We start from the raw sequence: 22657 nt of genomic DNA, 5'->3' as shown, positions 1-22657 counted from the left end.
CAGCCATCCCATAAACAAAAACCCGCACTTGGCGGGTTTTGTTTTACAGCGGATCAAGCAATCAGTCAGCCAGACGCCAGGTCGTGCCGCCCTTGCCGTCTTCCAGCACCACGCCCATGGCGGTGAGCTGGTCGCGGATGCGGTCGGATTCGGCCCAGTCCTTGCCGGCACGTGCCGCCAGACGCGCTGCAATCAGCGCCTCGACTTCGGCTGCATCCACACGCCCTTCGGCGCCGGCCTGCAGGAAGTCATCAGCCTCAAGCTGCAACACACCCAACACGCTGGCCAGTTCTTTCAAACGGCCTGCCAGACCGGCCGCTGCGTTCAGATCGCTCTCGCGCAGGCGGTTGATCTCGCGGACCATCTCGAACAGCACCGCGCAGGCTTCCGGCGTGCCGAAGTCGTCGTTCATCACCTGGGTGAAACGCTCGACGAAGGCTTCGCCACCCGCAGGCGCCACGTTCGGCAGGCCTTTCAACGCATGGTAGAAACGCTCCAGGGCACCTTTGGCGTCCTTGAGGTTGTCTTCCGAGTAGTTGATGGCGCTACGGTAGTGGCTCGACACCAGCAGGTAACGCACGACTTCCGGGTGGTACTTGTCGAGCACGTCGCGAATGGTGAAGAAGTTGTTCAAGGACTTGGACATCTTCTCGCCATTGATACGGATCATGCCGCAATGCATCCACGCGTTGGCGTAGGTCTTGCCGGTGGCCGCTTCGCTCTGGGCGATTTCGTTTTCGTGGTGCGGGAACTCAAGGTCGCTGCCGCCGCCATGAATGTCGAAGGTCTCGCCCAGGCAGCAGGTGGACATCACCGAGCATTCGATGTGCCAGCCCGGACGCCCGGCGCCCCACGGCGATTCCCAGCTCGGCTCGCCCGGCTTGGCGGCTTTCCACAGTACGAAGTCCAGCGGGTCCTGCTTGGACTCGTCGACTTCGATGCGCGCGCCGATGCGCAGGTCTTCGATCTTCTTGCGCGACAGCTTGCCGTAGCCCATGAACTTGCCGACGCGGTAGTACACGTCACCATTGCCCGGGGCGTAGGCGTAGCCCTTGTCGATCAGGGTCTGGATCATCGCGTGCATGCCCGGGATGTGATCCGTGGCACGCGGCTCCATGTCCGGCTTCTTGATGTTCAGGCGCGCTTCATCTTCGTGCATCGCCGCGATCATGCGCTCGGTCAACGCTTCGAACGACTCGCCGTTCTCGCGGGCACGGTTGATGATCTTGTCGTCGATGTCGGTGATGTTGCGCACGTAGGTCAGGTCGTAGCCGCTGAAGCGCAACCAGCGCGTCACCAGGTCGAACGCGACCATGCTGCGGCCGTGGCCCAGGTGGCAGTAGTCGTACACGGTCATGCCGCACACGTACATGCGCACCTTGTTGCCATCGAGCGGCTTGAAGACTTCTTTGCTCTTGGTGAGCGTGTTGTAGATCGTAAGCACGTTAATTCCTTGACGCTAAATCACTGGCCCCACGAATCACGCAGGGTCACGGTACGATTGAATACCGGCTGACCTGGTTTCGAGTCCTTGAGATCGGCGACGAAGTAACCTTCGCGCTCGAACTGGAAACGGTCTTCCGGCTGTGCATTGCCCAACGAAGGCTCGGCACGACAACCGGTGAGTACCTGCAGCGAATCAGGGTTGATGTTGTCCAGGAAACTGGCGCTGTCTTCGGCCTTCTCAGGGTTGGCCGAACGGAACAGACGATCGTACAGACGCACTTCGCACTCGACGCTGGCGGCTGCCGGCACCCAGTGCACCACGCCTTTGACCTTGCGGCCTTCAGGGTTCTTGCCCAGGGTGTCCGGGTCGTACGAGCAGCGCAGTTCGACGATGTTGCCATCGGCGTCCTTGATCGCTTCGTCGGCGCGGATCACGTAGCTGCCACGCAGACGCACTTCACCGGCCGGTTCCAGGCGCTTGTAGCCCTTCGGCGGCTCTTCCATGAAGTCATCACGGTCGATGTAGATTTCCCGGGCGAACGGCAACGCGCGCATGCCCATGTCTTCTTTCGGGTGGCACGGTAGTTCGAGGTTCTCGACCTGGCCTTCCGGGTAGTTGGTGATCACGACTTTCAGCGGACGCAGCACGCACATGGCGCGCGGGGCGCTGTGGTCGAGGTCGTCACGAATGCTGAATTCGAGCATGCCGAAGTCGACCACGCCGTCGGAACGGTTGGTGCCGATCATTTCGCAGAAGTTGCGGATCGATTTCGGCGTGTAGCCACGGCGGCGGAAACCCGACAGCGTGGACATGCGCGGGTCGTCCCAGCCGTTGACGTGCTTTTCATCGACCAGTTGCTTGAGTTTGCGCTTGCTGGTGATCGTGTAGTTCAGGTTCAGGCGGCTGAACTCGTACTGGCGCGGGTTGGCCGGCACTGGCAAGTGCTCGAGGAACCACTCGTACAGCGGACGGTGGCTTTCGAACTCCAGGGTGCAGATCGAATGGGTGATGCCTTCGATGGCGTCCGACTGACCGTGGGTGAAGTCGTAATTCGGGTAGATGCACCACTTGTCACCGGTCTGGTGGTGGTGAGCGTGACGGATGCGATACATGATCGGGTCGCGCAGGTTCATGTTCGGCGAGGCCATGTCGATCTTGGCCCGCAGCACCCGTGCGCCGTCCTTGAACTCGCCGGCTTTCATGCGGGCGAACAGGTCCAGGTTCTCTTCGACGCTGCGGTCGCGGAACGGGCTGTTCTTGCCCGGCTCGGTCAGGCTGCCACGGTATTCCTTGGCTTGCTCAGGGGTCAGGTCGTCGACGTAGGCATTGCCGGATTTGATCAGTTCCACTGCCCAGTCATGCAACTGGTCGAAATACTGCGAGGCGTAGCGCACTTCACCGGACCATTCGAAGCCCAGCCATTTGACGTCGCTTTCGATCGCGTCGATGTATTCCTGGTCTTCCTTGGCCGGGTTGGTGTCGTCGAAACGCAGGTGCGTGACGCCGCCGAACTCCTGGGCCAGGCCGAAGTTCACGCAGATCGCTTTGGCGTGGCCGATGTGCAGGTAGCCGTTGGGTTCAGGCGGGAAACGGGTGACGATCTGCGTGTGCTTGCCCGAGTCCAGGTCTGCCTGGATGATCGGCCGCAGGAAGTTGACCGGCACGGCAGGGCCGGTCTTGGCATTCGAGGTAGGGTCGACAGTGGGCTTGCTCATAGGATCCTTGAACGTACAAGTGCGTGGCCGTAATGAAGGCCGGACAAAACAAAGCCGCTATCATAGCCGATGCCGTCAAGTACCTGACAGAGCGCACTCTGTAAACCGTCGCATTTAATAGGCCGTAAATGAAAAAACAGCCTCGAAATTCGCGTCTGGCACGCTAAACTGCGCACCTTGGCCAAAAAGGCTGAACCGGTGGCGGGACGCGATGCTCCAACACCACGAATTCCTTAGATATGCTTCATCTCAAAAGAGTACCGATCATGACCCAAGTCAAACTGACGACCAACCATGGCGACATCGTCCTCGAACTGAACGCCGACAAAGCCCCGATCACCGTGGCCAACTTCGTCGAGTACGTTAAAGCCGGTCACTACGAAAACACCGTTTTCCACCGTGTCATCGGTAACTTCATGATCCAGGGCGGCGGTTTCGAACCAGGCATGAAAGAAAAGAAAGACAAGCGCCCAAGCATCCAGAACGAAGCTGACAACGGTCTTTCCAACGACAAGTACACCGTCGCCATGGCCCGCACCATGGAGCCGCATTCGGCTTCCGCACAGTTCTTCATCAACGTGGCCGACAACAGCTTCCTGAACCACAGCGGCAAGAACGTTCAGGGCTGGGGCTACGCGGTATTCGGTAAAGTGACCGCAGGCACCGACGTTGTCGACAAGATCAAAGGCGTGGCCACCACCTCCAAGTCCGGCCACCAGGACGTACCAGCAGACGACGTGATCATCGAGAAAGCCGAGATCATTGAGTGATACTGCTGATTTCAGATTTACATCTGATCGATGCGCGCCCGGACATTACCCGGGCGTTTCTGGATTTGCTCGCCGGACGCGCCCGCTCGGCGAGTGCGTTGTACATTCTGGGCGACTTCTTCGAGGTGTGGATTGGCGACGACGCCATGACCCCCTTCCAGCGCTCTATCTGCCAGGCCCTGCGCGAGTTAAGCGACAGCGGCACGGCCATTTTTCTGATGCACGGCAATCGCGACTTCATGCTCGGCAAGGCGTTCTGCAAAGAAGCCGGCTGTACCCTGCTGAAGGATCCGAGTGTCGTGCAGCTCAACGGCGAGCCGGTGCTGCTGATGCACGGCGACAGCCTGTGCACCCGCGACGAAGCCTATATGAAGCTGCGTCGCTATCTGCGCAACCCGATCACCCTGTTCATCCTGCGGCATCTGCCGCTGCGCACCCGGCACAAGCTGGCGCGCAAACTGCGCAGTGAAAGCCGCGCGCAAACGCGGATGAAGGCCAATGACATTGTCGATGTTACGCCTGAGGAGATTCCGCGGATCATGCAGGCATTCGGCGTGAAGACCTTGATCCACGGGCACACCCACCGTCCCGCGATTCACAAGTTGCAGCTTGGCGAGCAAGCAGCCAGGCGCATTGTGTTGGGGGATTGGGACCGTCAAGGGTGGGCGTTGCAGGTGGATGAGCAAGGGTTTGCGCTGGCGCCGTTTGATTTCACTCCGCCACCGCAACTCGCTGCACCCGCGAACTAACTACCGAACACAAAACCCTGTAGGAGCGAGCCTGCTCGCGATAGCGGATTCAAATTCAACATTTCTGTTGACTGATCCACCGCTATCGCGAGCAGGCTCGCTCCTACAGGGGTACTGCGGTGCTTAGTGTCCCGCGGAAGCCGCAGGCCCAGCCTTCGCCGTAAACGGCGGCTTGGCCAGCCACACGATCAATATCAGCCCGATGAACATCCACCCCAGCAAGGTAAAGTAGTCCACCGTGGACATTATGTACGCCTGGCTGATCACCATCTGGTCCAGTTGCGTATAGGCCTTGGCCCCTGCCCCGCCCAGGTTGGTCAGTGCTTCGCGGGTCGCCGGATCGAAGGGGGTGATGCTTTCGGTCAGGTAGGCGTGATGCTGGTCCGCCCGACGAATCCAGATCCAGGTGGTCAATGACGCCGCGAAACTGCCGCCCAGGGTCCGCAAGAATGTCGCCAGTCCCGAACCGTCGGCGATCTGGCTCGGCGGCAGGTCCGAGAGCAGGATGGTCAGGGTCGGCATGAAGAACAGCGCCACGCCGATCCCCATGAACAGTTGCACCATGGCGATGTGCTGGAAGTCCACTTCATTGGTGAAGCCTGCGCGCATGAAACAGCTCAGGCCGATGGCCAGGAACGCCCCGCCCGCCAGCAGGCGCATGTCGAATTTCGGCGCGTATTTGCCGACAAACGGCGCCAACAGCACCGGCAGGATCCCCAGCGGGGCCACGGCAAAACCGGCCCAGGTCGCGGTGTAGCCCAGCCGCGTTTGCAGCCACTGCGGCAGGATCAGGTTGATCCCGAAGAACCCGGCATAGCCCAGGATCAGCACGATGGTGCCGTAGCGGAAGTTGCGATGGGCGAACAGGCGCAGGTTGACCACCGGGTGTTCGTCGGTCATTTCCCAGATCACGAAGAACGCCAGGGCCACCACCGAAATCACCGAGCCGATCACGATGAAGCTGGATTCGAACCAGTCGGCATCGTTGCCCTTGTCGAGCACGATCTGCAAAGCCCCGACGCCAATGATCAGCGCGATCAGACCGACGTAATCCATCGGCTGGCGGCTGGTGACCACCGGGCGCTTTTTCATCTGCTGGGTCACCACCCATGCCGCGAACAGACCGATCGGCACATTGATGAAGAAAATCCACGGCCAACTGTAGCTGTCGGTGATCCAGCCGCCGAGGATCGGCCCGGCAATCGGCGCGACCACCGTGACCATCGCCAACAGCGCCAGCGCCAGCCCCCGTTTCGCCGGGGGGTAAACCGCAATCAGCAGGGTCTGGGTCATCGGGTACAGCGGCCCGGCCACTACCCCTTGCAGCACCCGGAAGCCCACCAGTTCAGGCATCGAGGTGGAAACACCGCACAGGAACGAGGCCAGCACGAACAGCAGCGTCGCCCAGACAAACAGCTTCACCTCGCCGAAACGCCGACTGAGCCAGCCGGTCAGCGGCAAGGCGATGGCGTTGCTCACGGCGAACGAGGTGATGACCCAGGTGCCCTGCTCCGAACTCACGCCGAGGTTGCCGGAGATCGTCGGCAACGCCACGTTGGCAATGGTGGTGTCGAGCACTTGCATGAAGGTCGCCAGCGACAGGCCGATGGTGCTGAGCAGCAGGCTGGGTGGCGTGAAAGACGCGTTATTGCTCATCGCGAATCCTTTGAAACAGGTCTGGCGCTGCGCCGGTTGCCGGCGCAGCTGACGGATTGGCGAATCAGCGTTGCGCGGTCTTGCTGACCGCGGCGCTGTTGTCGTGGATCAACTGGGTGATCATCGCGTCGGCCTCGGTCAACTGACGGTCGTATACGTTGGTGCTGAACGAAGCCTTCTGCGGTGGCTGTTGCGCCAGCACCGGCCCGCTCTGGTCGTGCAGGTCCACATCGACCATGGTCGACAGGCCGACCCGCAGCGGATGTTTGGCCAGTTCTTCGGCGTTGACGTGGACTCGCACCGGCACGCGCTGCACGATCTTGATCCAGTTGCCGGTGGCGTTCTGCGCCGGCAGCAAGGCAAATGCGCTGCCGGTCCCGGCACCGAGGCTGTCGATGGTGCCGCTGTATTTCACGCTGCTGCCGTACAGGTCAGTCTCGATCTCCACCGGTTGGCCGATGCGCATGTCACGCAGCTGGGTTTCCTTGAAATTGGCGTCGATCCACAGCTGATCCAGCGGAATCACCGCCATCAACGCGGTACCCGGTTGTACGCGCTGACCAAGTTGTACAGAACGCTTGGCCACATAACCGGTCACCGGCGCAATCAGCGTGCTGCGCGAGTTGTTCAAGTACGCCTGACGCAATTGCGCGGCGGCGGCCATCACGTCCGGGTGCGATGAAACCACGGTGTCATCGACCAGCGCACTGGTGGTCTTGAGCTTTTGTTCGGCGTTGGCCAGGGCGTTTTGCGCCGAGGTCAGGTCGTCGCGGGCGTGGGACAGCTCTTCCTGGGAAATCGCCCCGCCGGCGGCGAGGTTCTTGCGGCGGCTGAAGTTGTCCTGGGCCTTTTGCACTTCGGCTTTCTGGGCGTTGACCTGGGCCTTCATGCCGTCCACATCGCTGTACAAGCCACGCACCTGACGCACGGTCCGCGCCAGATTGGCCTGGGCGTTTTGCAGTCCGATTTCGGCGTCGTTCGGGTCGAAGTTCACCAGCACCTGGCCTTCATGGACCAGATCGCCGTCATCGGCGCCGATGCTGACCACGGTGCCCGTGACCAGCGGGGTGATTTCCACCACGTTGCCGTTCACATAGGCATCGTCGGTGCTTTCGCTCCAGCGCCCATAGAACTCGTGATAGGCCCAGACGCCCGCGCCACCGAGCACGACGGCGGCAGCCAGGACCAGCAGCATGAACTTGCGCTTGCCCGAATTGGGGTTGCCCTGGGTGTTTTCAGGAGGTTGAGTTGTATCGGCAGTGGCCATGACAAGTACCTTGAATTAGTGGGTCAGCGTGGCTGGCGTGGCGTTGGCCGAGGCGATGGCCTCAGGCTGGTAACCGCCGCCCAGCGCCTGCATCAGTTGGATCGACAGGTCAATCTGCTCGGCATTCAGGTTGGCCAGCTGACGCTGGGCCTGGAGCAATTGCTGCTCGATGCTGAGCACGTCCAGGTAGTTGCCGATGCCGGAACCGTAACGCTGGACCACGGTGTTGTAGGAATCCTGGGCGATGTCGGTGGCGTGCTGCTGGGCAGCGATCTGCCGGCCGATATCACGCAACTGGTTGATGCTGTCACTGACATCCCCCAGCGCCTTCACCAGGCTTTTGTTGTACTGCGCCACGGCGAGGTCGTAATCGGCGTCGCGGGAATCGAGGTCGGCGCGCAAGCGGCCGCCGTCGAAGATCGGCACAGAGATCGTCGGTGCAATGTTGAAGAAGCGGCTGGCCGAACCAAACATCGCATCGCCCAACAAGGATTCGGCGCCGGCAGCGGCGCTGAGGTTCAGGTTGGGATAGAACCGGGTCTTGCCGGCGTCGATGCTTTTGCTCGCCGCTTCGACCCGCCAGCGCGCGGCCACCAGGTCCGGGCGACGCCCGAGCAGTTCGGCCGGCAGCACCGAAGGTAGCGCTACCGCACCCGGCTGAAGAATGTTCGGACGGGTAATTTCATTGCCGCGGTCCGGTCCTTTGCCGAGCAGAACGGCCAGGGCGATTTTCGCGCTGTTCAAGCGTTTTTCGGCGTCGATCAGGTTGGCCTGGGAAGTGGCTTCCAGGCTTTCGGTCTGCTGGAACTGGTACTGGCTGTCGATCCCGGCAGTCAGGCGTCGCTGACTCAGGTCGAACATTTGCCGGGTGCGCTTGAGGTCTTCGTTGGACAGGTCGTAGACAATATGCGCATGGCCGAGATCGCTATAGGCCCGGGCGACATCGGCGGCCAGGGTCAGTTGCGCTGCCTGCTGGTCGACTTCGGCGGCGCGGGCCTGGCCGAGGGCCGCTTCCCAGGCATCGCGCTGACCACCCCAGAGGTCGAAGTTGTAATTGAAACTGCTGCTGATGTTACGCACGGTGGCGTACGTGTCGCCCTGCCCGCGCGGGTCCTGGTCCCGGGCCAGGCGCGAGCGGCTGACACCGGCGCTGGCATCCAGGGTCGGCATCCGCTCGGCGTCGGCGGCGGAAGCGGCAGCGCTGGCCTGATGGGCACGGGCGTCGGCGATCTGCATGTCCGGGCTATCGCGCAGGGCCTCGCGGATCAGGCCGTCGAGTTGCGGATCGCCGAGGCTTTTCCACCAGTCGCTTTTCGGCCAGGCGGCGGGGGACAAAGTCACACCGCTGAGGGATTGCCCGGCCTTGAGGGTCTTCGCGTCGAGGCTGACACCTTCGGTTTTCAGGCCGCTGTAACTGGCGCAACCGGCGACGCTCATGGCCAATAGCACCAGGCTCAAGCCGGTACGCAAGGGGTTACTGCTCATTTGTCACCTACCCGCAGCAGGGTGATCGCGTCACCGGCTGCCACCAGAATTTTCTTCAGGATCAGCTCCAGGGTTTTCAGTTCTTCTGGAGTGATGGCACCGGCCAGTTCATTCATGGCTTCGGCGCCGATGTGCGGCAGGCGGTCGGCCAGCTTCTGACCTTCTTCGGTCAGTACCAACTGCACCTGACGGCGATCCGCCTCGGAGCGTTGGCGGGCAAGGAAACCCTTCTGTTCCAGACGGTCGAGCATGCGCGTCATCGAGCCGCTGTCCAGGGACAGGTGACGGCACAACTCGCCCGGCGAATCGACGCCGAACTGGGCAATGATGATCAACACCTTGAACTGCGCGGCGGTGATGCCGTGGGGTTCCATGTGGGTGTCGATGATCCGGTCCTTGAGCAGTGCGGCACGCCCTAGCAACAGGCCGAGATGGCAATTCTGGAAATCTTCTGGAGAGAAATGTTTCATCTGACCACCAATTAGCTGCCTAGGCAGTGAATGTATGTCGAGATGTTACTGCCTAGGCAGCGAATGTCAATGCAATAGTTAGGAGGCTTGGTAAATAGTTGACCAGTGGTGTCGGGTTTTGTGGTCATAGACGGATGTCACCGCTTTTCTGACCTTATTGTTGATGGTGTACATATCCATTGCTGCGGTAACGGCGGCCTATGGTTCCGCCCTTACGGCGGGTTACTTGGAAGAGCCCCAAGTAACCAAGGGCTCTTGCCCCTGACGTTCGGTGCCTCGCCAAGGCTCGGCATGCCCTCGCTCCGGTCCTGCTCCGTGGGCCCGCCGCCATCGGCCATCCATGGCCGGCGGCGGCTAACCCGGCATCCATGCCGGGTTGCCCACTGCGCAGAACCGGAACGAAGCCTCACGAGGGGGCAAGAAGTTCAAAAGCAAAAGCGAGGCGGCCTACCGGCCGGCCTTTTCGCGGGGTTCGTTCGCCTGTGAGAGTTGAGTCGGCTGGCAGGCCGTCATCGTCGGAACGCCGCCCGGACAAAGCTCGCTCCACAGAAGAACAAAGGCAGATCGGCGTACACTCACGCTTCTCACCACTCAACAGGCCGAGCGTTAGCTCGCCTGCAGCTCTTGATCTTGATCCACCCGCCCCCTCGGCAGGCTGAGTGGAGGCGTTCATCCGGGGGTGGGCGCGCAGCGCCGTTCGGCGCAGCCGAACACATCGAGAGGAGGTCGAGCGAAGCCGACCGGAGGCGATGCCCCCGGATGAATGCCGGAGCGAAGGAACCCCGAGCCCAGGCGAGGGGCCGGACGTTCGGGGCGAGCGTTTTTTGGGTTACTTTTTTTAGGCGCTTGTAAAAAAAGTGACTCGCCGTCAGGGCGAAACCATAAGCCGCCGTTACCGAAGAAACGGATATGTACTCAGTCAACAAAGCAAACGCCGGCTATCAGGCCGCCTGAGCAGGCAAACCGGATTGCCGAACCGCCGCTTGATTGAGAATTAGAAATCCCGCTTGTAGAAGATGTCCAGCGAACTGGCCACGCCGCCGGCGGCTTCGAGGTAGACCTTTTTGCTCAGCTTGTAGCGCAAGGCAATGGTGTTGGCCGGTTCGAACACGCCAACGCCATAGCGCAGGCTGAGCTTCTCGGAAATATTGCCGCTGGCCACCACGCTGGTGGCGTCGCCACTGCCCTGGGTGTCGAGCTGGAAGTCCTGGATGCCCAGGTTCTTGGCGATGCCGCTGGTCACCCCGGAACTGCCCATCAACCCCAGACCGAGGGCCGCCTGGGCGAGCATGTTGTTGTCTTCGCCATTGCTGCTCAGCGGACGCCCGAGCACCAGATAGGACAGGGCCTGCTCCTGGCTCATGGCCGGTTCGGAGAAGATCTGCGTGGTCGGCTGCTCGGCGCTGCCACTCAAACGGATGCCGGCAATGATGTCCTCGGTCTTGCGAATGGCCTCGATGTCCAGGTACGGCTGATCGATGGGCCCGGCAAACAGCAAACGCGCCCGACGCACCGAAAGCCGCTGGCCGTAGGCGCGATAGCGCCCGTCGTTGAGCCACAGCTCGCCACGGGTGTCCATGTTGTCGCCGATGTGCACATGCCCCTGCACATTCGCGGTCAGGCCAAATCCTGCAAAGCTCAGCTTGTCCTCGCCGACCACCACTTCGATGTCCATCTTCATTGCCAGCGGCGGTTTGCCCTCCTCGGTCTGCTGACCGACGATCACCGTGTCATCGGAGACCTTGACTGTCGACGGCGGCAACTCGCGAATAATGATGTCGCCCTTGGGCACCAGCACTTTACCGGCGATGGCCAACTCGTCGCCTTTCATCGAGATTTTCAGGTCCGGTGCGACTTCCAGTTTGGCGTATGGCTCGACGGTGACTGGCAACTGCGACCCCTTAAGCGCCAGATCCACCACCAGCGCCTGACCCCAGGCGACGTTGCCGTTCAGGCTGCCCTGCCCGGCCTTGCCACTGTTCCAGCCACCGTTCAATTGCACGCTTTCACCGACAATGAGCGCTTGCACGTGCAGGTTTTTCAGCTCCATCGGCAACTCAGGCCCGGAGATCTGACCGTCGCTGAGTTGCAAGCTGCCATTGACCTGCGGCGCCAGCAGTCCACCGGAAATCGTGCCGCTGCCATTCAAGCGCCCGGTCAGCTTCTCGACCATCGGCACGAACGGCCGTGCCACCGACAGGTCCAGCCCGCTCAAGCGGAACGAGCCGCTCAACGGTTTGTTCTTTGGCAACGGATTGAGCTGCGCTTGCACCATCAGCTCGCCGAGTTTGCCGCCGACGAAGTTGAGCTCGGTGTCGATGCGCTTGGGCGTGAGTTTGCTGGTGAGTTTCAGGGTCTGGTACGGGAAGTCCAGCCACTGGTCCTTTTCCTTGATGCGCAACGTGCCGCCGCCGGCATCGACGCTGACCTGGCCGTTCGGGCCACTGGCCGGCAGGTCCAGTTGCAGGTCGGCGTTGAGCCGGCCCTGCCAGGCGAAATCCTTCGGCAACCACTGCGCGAGGCTGTCGATCGGGAATTGCTTGAGGTGATAACGCAGCTTCGGCTCGGGCATCAGGCGCGAGTCTTCCCCGCACAGGCTGGCCTGGCCGGATGCCCAGCAATGGGCGCCAAAGTTGATTTTGCCGTCCGCCATACGTTCGAGCTTCGCCGGCCCTTGCAGCTTCCAGTCCTGGCCGCCGGCCTGGATATCACCGCTGGCCAGGCGTCCGCGCCAGTTGCCTTTATCCAGCGCACCATCCAGACCCAGCGCCAGTTTCAGCTTCGGCCCTTGCAGATCGAGGCTCAGCTTCTGGTTCTTGATATCGCCCTGGCCGCTGGCGGTCAGGGTTCCCAGTGAAGTGTCGCCGGCCTGGATGCCGCTGCCCTTGAGGTCGATTTTCGCCCGTTGCGCACTGTCTAGCGTCGCGTCGAGGTTCAGGCTTTGCAGGCGATTGTCCTGGAAAGCCAGTTGCGAGCCTTGCAGGTCAAGCTTGCCCTGGGGCGCCTTGAGCGTACCGGCGACATCCACGCGGCCATTGAGCTGGCCGTGCAGCTCCGGCCAGAGCTGGGCCAGGCGCGGCAGCTTGAGATCGATCTGGCCGGCGAGTTTCTGTTGCAGGCTGCCTTTGCCGCTGATGCTGTTATCGCCGAGGCGAACCTGCAGGGCGTTGAGGTTCCATTGCTCGCCACGGCCATCGGCCTTGGCCTGGATCACCGCCGGTTGACCGCGCAGTTTACCCTTGAGGTCCAGGTCGGCATTGAGGCTGAGAACTTCGTTCTTCATCTCGCCCGTGCTGCGCAACGGCCCGGCCAGTGTGCCCGGCAGCTGCGCGACCCAGTACGCCGGGTTGATCGCCGACAGGTCAAGCGCGGTGTCCCAGGCAATGCCGTCGGCGAATTGCAGGTTCAGGTGCCCTTCAGCCTTGCCCTGCCCGGCCTGGAGTTGAATCTGTTGCAGGTAGATCTTCGTCAGGTCGCCCGCGAACGGACTGGCAAGGGTGAAAGCGCCGGCCGGACCATCCGCCGCCGCAGCGAAATGACCGAGGTACTTGCCGTCGGTGTAAGAGACTTCGCCGGTGAACGTGCGAAGCGCTACCTGCGGTTCGTCGATGAGCGGATAGAGCCTGTGCCACGGAAAGTCCAGCCAGTCGATCTTCGCCTCGGCGCTCAGGCCCTTGCTCCAATCCACAAGCCCTGTGAGCTTGAGGCTTTGCTTGTCGCTGGCGGTCAGGTCCAGCGCGGCGATCTGCGCGCCCTTGGCGTCGACCTTGCCTTGCAGCACCACGGCGACTGGCCCTTGCTCGGCGGGCAGCGTGGCTTTGCCGAGCAGCGCGTAGCCGTTCTTCAAGTCGCCAGCGCCGGTGAGCTCCAGCTGATTGAGTTGCAGGGTGTCCGGCAGATCGGTACTGGGCTTGAAGCCATCGGCGGTGATCCGGACCTTGGCCGGCAGGTTTTCCGCCAGCGGTTGCAGTTCGCCGGTCAGTTGCCCGTTGAGGTAACCGCTGCTGTCGGCTTTCAGGTTCAAGGTCTTGAGCAGGTCGCCGTCGACTTTCAGCGCCAGCGCCAGGGGCTCAGGTGTCGACAACAGGGTCAGCTTGCCGGAAGCGCTGAGGGGCCAATTGCCGGCGGGTTGCAGCAGACCGGACAGGTTCAGGCTCAGGTCATCGCGCTGTATCGACACCGCGTCGATCTTCAAACCGGCCGAGGTCCAGTGCGCCGCCAGTTGCAAACCCTTGAGCTCCTCGCTGCCATTGAACAACAGGCTGCCGACCTTGATCTCCCCCAGTTCGAGGGCCAACGGTAACTTGAGCTCCGGGAGCGTGATCGGGCCGTTGTCTGGCTCTTCGGCAACCGGCGGGAACGTCAGGCTGACCTGATCGGCCTGCAATTGCTCGATGCACAAGGTCATGCGGGTCAGGCACAACGGCGACCAGGCGAAAATCACCTTGCTCAGTTCAACCCGGTTGCTGTCCTGTTGCCACAGCACCCGGTCGGCACTCCACTGCCCGCCCAGCCGGCCCTGAAAGTTTTCCAGGGTCAAGCCCGGCACGAAACCCAATGCCCAGCGGCTGCCCGTCGCCGTGCCCAGCACCGTGGCGAGCGTCAGGACAACCATTGCCACCAGCGCCGCCATCGTCAGCAGTGTTGCTTTCAAACCACGCTTCACAGCTCAGGCCCCATGGAAAAGTGCAGTCGAATGCCGCCATCGTCATCCAGCGCGTGGGCCAGGTCGAGGCGGATCGGCCCCACCGGCGATACCCAACGCACGCCGATACCGACCCCGGTCTTGAGGTCCGGCAATTCGAGTGTGTTGAAGGAGTTGCCCTGATCGACAAAGGTCGCGATCCGCCATTTTTCGGCGATGGAATACTGGTATTCCGCGCTGGCAGCGACCATGTAGCGGCCACCGATGCGGTCGCCGTCGGAGTTTTCCGGGGACAGGCTCTGATAGTCGTAGCCACGCACGCTCTGGTCACCACCGGCGAAGAAACGCAACGATGGCGGCACCGATTTGAAACCGTTGGTGGCACTGCCGCCGACCTGCAGCCGCCCGAGGAAGCGGTGATTATCGAACACCGTGGTCAGGCCTTTGACCAGCGCCGTGCCGTAGATCAGGTTGCTGTCGGAACCCAGGCCTTCCTTGGCCACTTTGGATTCGAATTGCAGGCGATAGCCGTTGTGCGGGTCGATGCGGTTGTCGCTTTTGAGGTACGAATAGCTCACGCCTGGCATCAGCAAGTTACTGAGTCCCGAGTCGTCGCCGAGCTGGTAATCCTCGCGCTGCCATTTGAGCGATACCACCCGTTGCCAGCCGCTGGGCAGTTTGCTGTGCCATTCGGGGCCCAGGGTCAGCAGCTTGCTGTGGGTGTCGGTGCCGGCAATGTCCTCATTCTGATAGCCACCGGCAAAACGCAGTTTGTCGGTCAATGGCGGGTCCAGCGGAATGTCGTAGAACAGCCCGACGTTTTGCCGAGGTGCCGAGACTTCGGTTTCCCAGCCATAACTGTGCCCTTGCGCGTTGACCCAGTGCCGGGTCCAGTTGGCCTTGGCGCGTGGACCGACGTCGGTGGAGAAACCCAGGCCCAGGCCCATGGTCCGCGGCTTGCGGGTTTCGAGCTTGACGTCCACCGGGATCGCATCGTCCCTGGACCCCGTGGGTGCCGCGTCCACGCGAACACCTTCGAAGTAGCCGCTCGATTGCAGGTTCTGATTGAGTTCGGCGATCAGTTCCGAGTCATACGGCGTGCCGGTCTTGAACGGCACCATGCGTTGCAGCAGCTCGTCATCGAACGGCGTATCGCCCTCGAAACTGACCTTGCCCAAGGTATAGCGCGGACCGCTTTCATAGATCAGTTCGATATCGGCGACACCGGCACGGGGGTCGACCGACAATTTTGAACGGGTGAAACGGCCACTGAAAAAGCCATAACGCGAAGCCTGATTCTGGATCAGCCGCTTGGCGTCCTCGTAATGCCCATGATTGAGCACGGCGCCAGGCTTGAGCGCATCGCTCTTGGGGACTCGAAAGGATTTGAGGGCGGCTGCCGGACCGTCAACACGCACCGTGACATTGCGCAAGTGCACCGGCTCGCCGGGGTCGACCTTCAGCACCAGGCGCGGCTTTTCGCCACCCTTCACCTCGCTGTCGATGTGCGGCTGGTAATAACCCAGGGCCTGGGCGGCCTTGCGCGCCTGTTCTTCGGCGCCACGGCTGAAGCGCAGCAACGCTTCTTCATCGCGATCGCCGAGGCTGCCGATATAGCCTTCAATATTGGCTTTCAGCTCATCATTGGACGGTTTGATCCGTACATCCAATTCACTTTGTGCCAACGCCGCACAGCTGGTCATCAGCATCAGTACGCCGCTGGTAATTCTTCCTGGAAACTTCATAGGCGCGGATGCTATCACGAGCTTGAGAGCGTGATAGAGCCTGACATGCCCGGAAAGTTCGCCGTTCAAGCCGTTGCAGTATGTAACACCTGGGGATTGGGGTGAAAAAACACGTGTTCGCGAATCGGTCCTACAGCAACTTCACCGATTTCCTCATAGCCCTGACGCTTATAGAACTCCAGGTAGCGAGGGTTCCCGGTATCGAGGATCACTCCCTGTGAATTTTCATCCACCGCGCACCAGTTGTGCACGGCTTGCAACAGTTGCTCGCCGAAATGTTTGCCCTGGAACTGCGGATGAACCCCCAGCAACGGCAGGACGTGCACCGATTCGTTCGGTACGCAGGCCTCCACGGCGGCGTGATAATCGAGGTAGCGACGGGTGCAGCGAAATCCCGTACTGAGCACCATGCGCAAGCGCCAAGCCCAACTTTCGGTGACGCCGAGACGACGTTGCGGCGGTGCGATCAGGGCGATGCCAATCAGGCGGTCGTTGACCAGCAGGCCGATGGCCGGCAGGTCCTGGAGAAAGTGCTGGGTCACCAGCTCGCGCACGGTGGCGCGAACCCGCTGTTCGTAGCCAAGGCGCTCGGCTTCGAACAGATAGCCGAAGGTCGGCTCGTGTCGATAAGCCTGGTACAGCAGCGAACGCGCTTCGCGGGCGTAGCCGCTGTCGAGCATATGGATATCGGCGATGACGGTTGAGGTTTCGGGCATGACGGTTGATCTCCCCGGCACAGCTCGGGTGGCTGCGCTCTTGTTGTTACGAGCCTGTCGGCGCTGACACAGTTCCTTACAGATCCGCAATGAGTGTAGGCAATGAAATCGCCTTCGCGAGCAGGCTCGCTCCCACAGGTGCCGTTGTGTGAGCAAATTCTGTGGACGATACAACCCACTGTGGGAGCAGGCTTGCTCGCGAAGGGGCCAGGACTGCCTACACAGATCTGACAGAACCCAGTAAATCCCCTCACCCCACACTGGCCCGATTCCCACATGTCAGCTAGCATCGCCCTTTTGCCAGGACTGCCGACCATGAAGATCGTCTCCTTCAACATCAACGGGCTGCGCGCCCGTCCCCATCAGCTGGCGGCGCTGATTGAAAAGCACCAGCCCGATGTGATCGGCTTGCAGGAAACCAAGGTCCACGACGATCAGTTCCCGCTGGCCGAGGTTCAGGCCCTGGGTTATCACGTGTACTTCCACGGGCAAAAAGGTCACTACGGCGTCGCCTTGCTCTCGCGCCAGGAGCCGCTGGCCCTGCATAAAGGTTTCGCCACCGACGAAGAAGACGCCCAGCGGCGCTTCATCTGGGGCACCTTCGCCGATGCCAACGGCGTGCCGGTGACCATCATGAACGGCTACTTCCCACAGGGTGAAAGCCGCGACCACCCGACCAAGTTCCCGGCCAAGGAACGTTTCTACGGCGACTTGCAGCAATTACTGGAAAGCCAGTTCAAGAACGACCAGCCGCTGGTGGTGATGGGCGATGTGAACATTTCCCCGGAAGACTGCGACATCGGCATCGGCCCGGACAACATGAAGCGCTGGCTGAAAACCGGAAAATGCAGCTTCTTGCCGGAAGAGCGCGAGTGGATGGCCCGCCTGAAGAACTGGGGCTTGGTGGACAGTTTCCGCCACCTGAATCCGGACGTGACCGACACCTTCAGCTGGTTCGACTACCGCAGCCGTGGCTTCGAAGACGAACCCAAGCGTGGCCTGCGTATCGACCTGATCCTCGCCTCCCAGGGCTTGCTGCCACGGGTGAAGGCTGCGGGGGTGGACTACGAACTGCGTGGCATGGAAAAACCATCGGACCATGCGCCGATCTGGCTTGAGTTGAGCTGATTTCTCCCGGCCACATCAATCCCCTGTAGGAGCGAGCTTGCTCCGGGCGGCGTTCCGACGATTGCGGTGTGACATTCAGCACCAATGTTGACTGACAGTCCGCCATCGCGAGCACGCTCTCTCCTACAAGTGTCATTTTTCGGAAACCTTACTGACTTAATCTCCCGACACCTCCTTTGGCTATGTAAGGTGCCGGCATGATGCTGCGCGTGTTGTTCCTGTTGATGCTGTGCACGGGCTTGCCGCAGGCGGCCTCGGCTGGCGACTTGCCGACACCCGAACACGGCCCGGTGCTGCGAATTCAGGGTTCCAACACCATCGGCGCCGCATTGGGACCGGCGCTGGTCGAGGGCCTGCTGAGTGAACAGGGCCTGCGCAGGATCCACCGCGAAACCCCGGACACCGCCAACGAACTGCGCATCGTCGGCGAAACCGTTCAGGGCCGTCGGGTCGTGGTAGAAGTAGCGGCCCATGGTTCCAGCACCGGTTTCACTGCGCTAAAAACCGCCAGCGCCGATCTTGCCGCCTCGTCGCGCCCGATCAAGGACAGCGAACTGGCCAGCCTGCAATCGCTCGGTGACCTGAAAAGCCCGAGCGCCGAACAGGTCATCGCCATCGACGGCCTGGCGATCATCCTTCACCCGGACAATCCGCTGAATCAACTCGACACCGTGCAACTGGCGCGCATCTTCAGTGGCGAGGTGAAGACCTGGGAAGACATCGGCGGTCGCGGCGGGCCGATTCATCTGTATGCGCGGGATGATCAGTCCGGGACCTACGACACTTTCAAGGAACTGGTCCTCAGCGGCCGTGGGAAAACCCTCGGCAGCGCGGCGAAACGCTTCGAGTCCAGCGAGCAACTGTCCGATGCGGTCAGCGCAGACCCGCAAGGCATCGGTTTTATCGGTTTGCCCTACGTGCGCCAGGCCAAGGTCGTGGCCATAGTCGACGGTCAATCGCAAGCCATGCTGCCGCTCAACAGCCTGATTGCCACTGAGGACTATCCGCTGTCCCGCCGGTTGTTCTTTTACCTGCCACCGACGGGGAAAAATCCCTGGGCCCAAGCGCTGGTGGCCTATGCCCAAAGCAGCAAAGGGCAAGCGATTGTCGCCGCCAACGGGTTTATCGCCCAGACCGTCCAGGCCATGGCCGTTACGCCGAATGCGCTGATGCCAGAGGGATACCAGTCCCTCAGCCGTCATGCCCAGCGGCTGTCGGTGAATTTTCGCTTCGAAGAAGGCAGTGCCAGCCTGGACAACAAGGCGCGGCAGGACCTGACGCGGGTGCTCGACTATATAAAGCAGCAAGACAAAATGTCCGGACAAGTGACGCTGGTGGGTTTTGGCGATGCCAAGAGCGACCCGGCGCGCGCCGATCTGTTGTCGAAGCTGAGGGCCATGGCGGTACGGCGGGAGTTGGTGAAGAACGGCGTGGTGTTTCGCGAGATACGCGGATTCGGTGCCGAGATGCCGGTGGCGGCCAATAGCGCCGATGAGGGAAGGATCAAGAATCGGCGGGTTGAGGTTTGGGTTTACTGATTTGAATACAGAACAATGTGGCGAGGGGGCTTGTCGGAACGCCGCACCGCCCCGTTCGGCTGCGAAGCAGTCGCGAATCATCCACCGCGTTGTATCAGAGCCAACACGGTGAATGGATTCAGGCCCGCTTCGCGGTCCAACGGGGGCAAGCCCCCTCGCCACAAATACTCACTGCCCACAAATTCTTTGCGGTCTTAGTGCCCGCTACGCATCATTTCCTTCGGCACATATTTGCCGATCTCAAACTTGCCGATCGCCGCACGGTGCACTTCGTCCGGGCCGTCGGCCAGGCGCAGGGTGCGCTGCATCGCATACATGTAGGCCAGCGGGAAATCGTTGGAAACCCCTGCCCCGCCATGGATCTGGATCGCCCGGTCGATCACCCGCAGCGCAACGTTCGGCGCCACGACCTTGATCTGCGCGATCTCGCTTTTCGCCACTTTGTTGCCGACGGTGTCCATCATGTACGCCGCTTTCAACGTCAGCAGGCGTGCCATGTCGATTTCCATCCGCGAGTCGGCGATCTTGTCGATGTTGCCACCCAGGCGTGCCAAAGGCTTGCCGAACGCCGTGCGGCTCACCGAGCGTTTGCACATCAGTTCCAGTGCGCGCTCGGCCATGCCGATCGAACGCATGCAGTGGTGAATCCGACCCGGGCCAAGGCGACCCTGTGCGATTTCGAAGCCGCGTCCTTCGCCCAACAGGACGTTTTCGTACGGCACCCGCACGTTTTCAAAGTGCACTTCGGCGTGGCCATGAGGTGCATCGTCGTATCCAAACACCGGCAGCGGACGCACGATCTTCACACCAGGCGCATCCACCGGCACCAGGATCATCGAGTGCTGGGCGTGACGTGGCGCGTCCGGATCGCTCAGCCCCATGAAAATCAGGATTTTGCAGCGCGGGTCGCAAGCACCCGACGTCCACCATTTCTTGCCGTTGATCACCCACTCGTCGCCATCGCGCACGGCACGGGCGGCCATGTTGGTGGCGTCGGAGGACGCAACGTCCGGTTCGGTCATGGCGAATGCCGAGCGGATCTCGCCGCGCAGCAAGGGTTCGAGCCAGCGTTGCTTCTGCTCTTCGTTGGCATAGCGCACCAGCACTTCCATGTTGCCGGTGTCCGGTGCCGAGCAGTTGAACGGCTCTGGTCCCAGCAGCGAACGGCCCATGATTTCCGCCAATGGCGCGTATTCGAGGTTGGTCAGGCCGGCACCGAGCTCGGACTCAGGTAGAAACAAATTCCACAGGCCCTCGGCCTTGGCCTTGAGTTTGAGTTCTTCCATGATCGCGGTCGGCTGCCAGCGATCGCCCTCGGCGACCTGGCGCTCGAACACGGCTTCGGCGGGATAGACGTAGGTGTCCATGAACGCTGTTACGCGCTCACGCAGTTCCTGAACCTTGGGCGAATAAGCGAAATCCATGAGCGAGATACCTTCTTGGGGGAGGTTGTTTAGGTCATGTATCGATGCTAGAACAGCGTTGATAATTTACCTAGCCTATTCTCGGCGTGTATAAACATTCATCACCGATATATGATCGGCTGATCGTCACGGTCAGCCCGCCCACACAATAAGAGAGCCGCGTAATGAATCTGAGCAAGGTCGATCTCAACCTTTTCATCGTCTTCGACGCGATCTACACCGAAGCCAACCTGACCCGCGCCGGGCAGATTGTGGGCATTACCCAGCCGGCGGTGTCGAACGCTCTGGCCCGGTTGCGCGAAACCTTCAACGACCCGTTGTTTGTGCGCACCGCCCAAGGCATGGTGCCCACGCCCATGGCCCAGAACATCATTGGCCCGGTGCGCAACGCGCTCTCGCTGCTGCGCGTGTCGGTGCAGGAAAGCCGCATTTTCAACCCGCAGCAAGCGGTCAAGACCTACCGCATCAGCATGACCGACCTCACCGAAGCGGTGATCCTGCCGCTGCTATTCCAGCGCCTGCGCCGCCTGGCGCCGGCGGTGATCATCGAAAGCTTCCTGTCCAAACGCCGTGAAACCACCAAGGAACTGGCGGCCGGTCGCCTCGACTTCGCGGTGGATGCGCCGCTCAACACCGACCCGCAGGTGCGTCACGTCAAGTTGATGGAGGACCGCTATGTGTGCGCCATGCGCAAGGGGCATCCGCTGGCGGGCAAGGAGAAACTCACGCTGGATGATTACCTGAGCCTGACCCACATCCATATTTCCAGCCGTCGCAGCGGCCTCGGCTATGTCGACCTGGCCCTGGGCAAGATGGGCATCCAGCGCAAGATCGCCCTGCGCTCCCAGCATTACCTGATGGCCTCGCAAGTGTTGCAGCAGACCGACATGGTCATGACCGTGCCGGAGCGCTTCGCCCGCCGTAACGACCTGCACGCCTTCTATCTGCCGGTCAACGATGTGCCGCCGGTGGAAACCCACCTCTACTGGCACGAAAGCACCGACCAGGACCCGGCGAACCGCTGGATGCGCGAGCAGATGATCGAGTTGTGCCAGCAGGTGACGGCGCAGGAGAAAAAGCTCGAGAAGGTGTAGGGCCTTATACCGAGTTATCGTTCATCGCGAGCAGGCTCGCTCCCACATTGAATTTACTGTGAACACGAAATCTGTGTACTACGAAGATCCCCTGTAGGAGCGAGCCTGCTCGCGATGGGGCCAGCAAGAACAGCAAAAATCGCTACCCCTTGACGTAAACGTCAACCTGCCATTAGCTTAGCGCCATGACCTTTTGCGAGCGCGCCCATGAGCAGCCAGACCTACAGCATTTCCGATCTCGCCCGCGAGCTCGACATCACCACCCGCGCCATTCGCTTTTATGAAGAGCAAGGCCTGCTCAGCCCCGAGCGTCGCGGTCAGGAACGCATCTACTCGCCCCGCGACAAGGTCAGCCTGAAGCTGATCCTGCGGGGCAAGCGCATCGGTTTCTCCCTGGCTGAATGCCGCGAGCTGATCGAGCTCTACGACCCGTCCAGCGGTAACACCAAACAGTTGCACAGCATGCTGGCGAAAATCAGCGAGCGTCGGGAGCAGCTTGAACAGCAAATGCTCGACATCGAACAGATGAAACTGGAACTGGATACCGCCGAGGAGCGCTGCGTGCAGGCGCTGGAGCAGACGCTCAAAAGCCAGGAATCGATTCAGTAAATCCACACTATCCACTGTGGGAGCGATCTGTGGCGAGGGGCTTGCCCCCGTTGGGCTGCGAAGCAGCCCCAAAATTTCCGATGTATCGAAGATCTTGTGAGTGCTGCGCACTCAAACGGGGGCAAGCCCCCTCGCCACAGCTCGCTCCCACAGGGTTCTCAGCGCATTCAGACAATAACAACAGGTCGAACCCCATGCC

The 22657-nt window shown here is 61.3% G+C and carries 16 protein-coding genes; 6 read left to right on the top strand and 10 right to left on the bottom strand.

Going from position 1 to position 22657, the window contains the following annotated elements; genetic code table 11:
- Positions 1-61: 61 nt before the first annotated feature.
- Together cysS and KGA96_RS14175 are read right to left on the bottom strand one after the other, a co-directional pair.
- Positions 62-1444 (bottom strand): cysteine--tRNA ligase, encoded by a 1383-nt coding sequence (cysS, locus tag KGA96_RS14180; protein WP_223513288.1) that lies wholly within the window; start codon positions 1442-1444, stop codon positions 62-64.
- 20 nt (positions 1445-1464) lie between these two features.
- Complete coding sequence (locus KGA96_RS14175; protein WP_046037822.1) at positions 1465-3162, bottom strand: glutamine--tRNA ligase/YqeY domain fusion protein; 1698 nt, start codon at positions 3160-3162, stop codon at positions 1465-1467.
- Positions 3163-3428: 266 nt separating this feature from the next.
- On the opposite strand from KGA96_RS14175, the gene KGA96_RS14170 reads away from it, so the two are divergent.
- Both KGA96_RS14170 and lpxH read left to right on the top strand, forming a co-directional pair.
- Positions 3429-3932: a peptidylprolyl isomerase gene (locus KGA96_RS14170; protein WP_046037821.1), complete on the top strand. Its 504-nt coding sequence runs from the start codon at positions 3429-3431 to the stop codon at positions 3930-3932.
- A complete protein-coding gene (lpxH, locus tag KGA96_RS14165; RefSeq protein WP_046037819.1) occupies positions 3929-4681 on the top strand; it encodes a UDP-2,3-diacylglucosamine diphosphatase in 753 nt (250 codons plus the stop codon). Before KGA96_RS14170 ends, lpxH begins: the two co-directional genes overlap by 4 nt.
- Positions 4682-4804: 123 nt before the next feature.
- Here the strand turns inward: lpxH and KGA96_RS14160 are convergent, their stop codons facing one another.
- From KGA96_RS14160 to KGA96_RS14130, 7 genes are all read right to left on the bottom strand, one after another.
- A complete protein-coding gene (locus KGA96_RS14160) occupies positions 4805-6337 on the bottom strand; it encodes a DHA2 family efflux MFS transporter permease subunit (RefSeq protein WP_223513286.1) in 1533 nt (510 codons plus the stop codon).
- A 64-nt stretch (positions 6338-6401) separates the two neighbouring features.
- Complete coding sequence (locus tag KGA96_RS14155; RefSeq protein ID WP_046037817.1) at positions 6402-7604, bottom strand: efflux RND transporter periplasmic adaptor subunit; 1203 nt, start codon at positions 7602-7604, stop codon at positions 6402-6404.
- A 15-nt stretch (positions 7605-7619) separates the two neighbouring features.
- Positions 7620-9089 (bottom strand): efflux transporter outer membrane subunit, encoded by a 1470-nt coding sequence (locus tag KGA96_RS14150; protein WP_223513283.1) that lies wholly within the window; start codon positions 9087-9089, stop codon positions 7620-7622.
- Complete coding sequence (locus tag KGA96_RS14145) at positions 9086-9559, bottom strand: MarR family winged helix-turn-helix transcriptional regulator (protein WP_046037815.1); 474 nt, start codon at positions 9557-9559, stop codon at positions 9086-9088. The genes KGA96_RS14150 and KGA96_RS14145 overlap by 4 nt, the downstream gene beginning before the upstream one ends.
- Before the next feature lie 994 nt (positions 9560-10553).
- On the bottom strand, positions 10554-14225 hold the full coding sequence (locus KGA96_RS14140) for a translocation/assembly module TamB domain-containing protein (protein WP_223513280.1): 3672 nt from the start codon (positions 14223-14225) through the stop codon (positions 10554-10556).
- Positions 14222-15949 (bottom strand): autotransporter assembly complex protein TamA, encoded by a 1728-nt coding sequence (locus KGA96_RS14135; RefSeq protein WP_046037813.1) that lies wholly within the window; start codon positions 15947-15949, stop codon positions 14222-14224. The genes KGA96_RS14140 and KGA96_RS14135 overlap by 4 nt, the downstream gene beginning before the upstream one ends.
- Before the next feature lie 65 nt (positions 15950-16014).
- Positions 16015-16665, bottom strand: coding sequence for a GNAT family N-acetyltransferase (locus tag KGA96_RS14130; protein ID WP_046037811.1), 651 nt, complete (start codon positions 16663-16665; stop codon positions 16015-16017).
- Positions 16666-16980: 315 nt separating this feature from the next.
- Between KGA96_RS14130 and xthA the strand changes: the two genes are divergently transcribed.
- Together xthA and KGA96_RS14120 are read left to right on the top strand one after the other, a co-directional pair.
- Positions 16981-17793, top strand: a complete 813-nt coding sequence (gene xthA / locus KGA96_RS14125; RefSeq protein WP_046037809.1) for an exodeoxyribonuclease III — start codon at positions 16981-16983, stop codon at positions 17791-17793.
- A 197-nt stretch (positions 17794-17990) separates the two neighbouring features.
- On the top strand, positions 17991-19331 hold the full coding sequence (locus tag KGA96_RS14120; RefSeq protein ID WP_223513277.1) for a substrate-binding domain-containing protein: 1341 nt from the start codon (positions 17991-17993) through the stop codon (positions 19329-19331).
- 194 nt (positions 19332-19525) lie between these two features.
- Here the strand turns inward: KGA96_RS14120 and KGA96_RS14115 are convergent, their stop codons facing one another.
- Positions 19526-20755 carry an acyl-CoA dehydrogenase gene (locus tag KGA96_RS14115; RefSeq protein WP_046037806.1) on the bottom strand — a complete coding sequence of 410 codons (1230 nt, stop codon included), beginning with the start codon at positions 20753-20755 and terminating at the stop codon, positions 19526-19528.
- A gap of 164 nt (positions 20756-20919) precedes the next feature.
- Between KGA96_RS14115 and KGA96_RS14110 the strand changes: the two genes are divergently transcribed.
- A complete protein-coding gene (locus tag KGA96_RS14110; protein ID WP_046037805.1) occupies positions 20920-21849 on the top strand; it encodes a LysR family transcriptional regulator in 930 nt (309 codons plus the stop codon).
- 207 nt (positions 21850-22056) lie between these two features.
- Positions 22057-22458, top strand: coding sequence for a MerR family transcriptional regulator (locus KGA96_RS14105; protein ID WP_085725920.1), 402 nt, complete (start codon positions 22057-22059; stop codon positions 22456-22458).
- The last annotated feature ends 199 nt before the right edge of the window (positions 22459-22657 follow it).

It is taken from the genome of Pseudomonas sp. GL-R-26 (assembly GCF_019947365.1).
Taxonomy (GTDB): domain Bacteria; phylum Pseudomonadota; class Gammaproteobacteria; order Pseudomonadales; family Pseudomonadaceae; genus Aquipseudomonas.
This window is presented reverse-complemented; position numbering and strand designations above follow the sequence as displayed.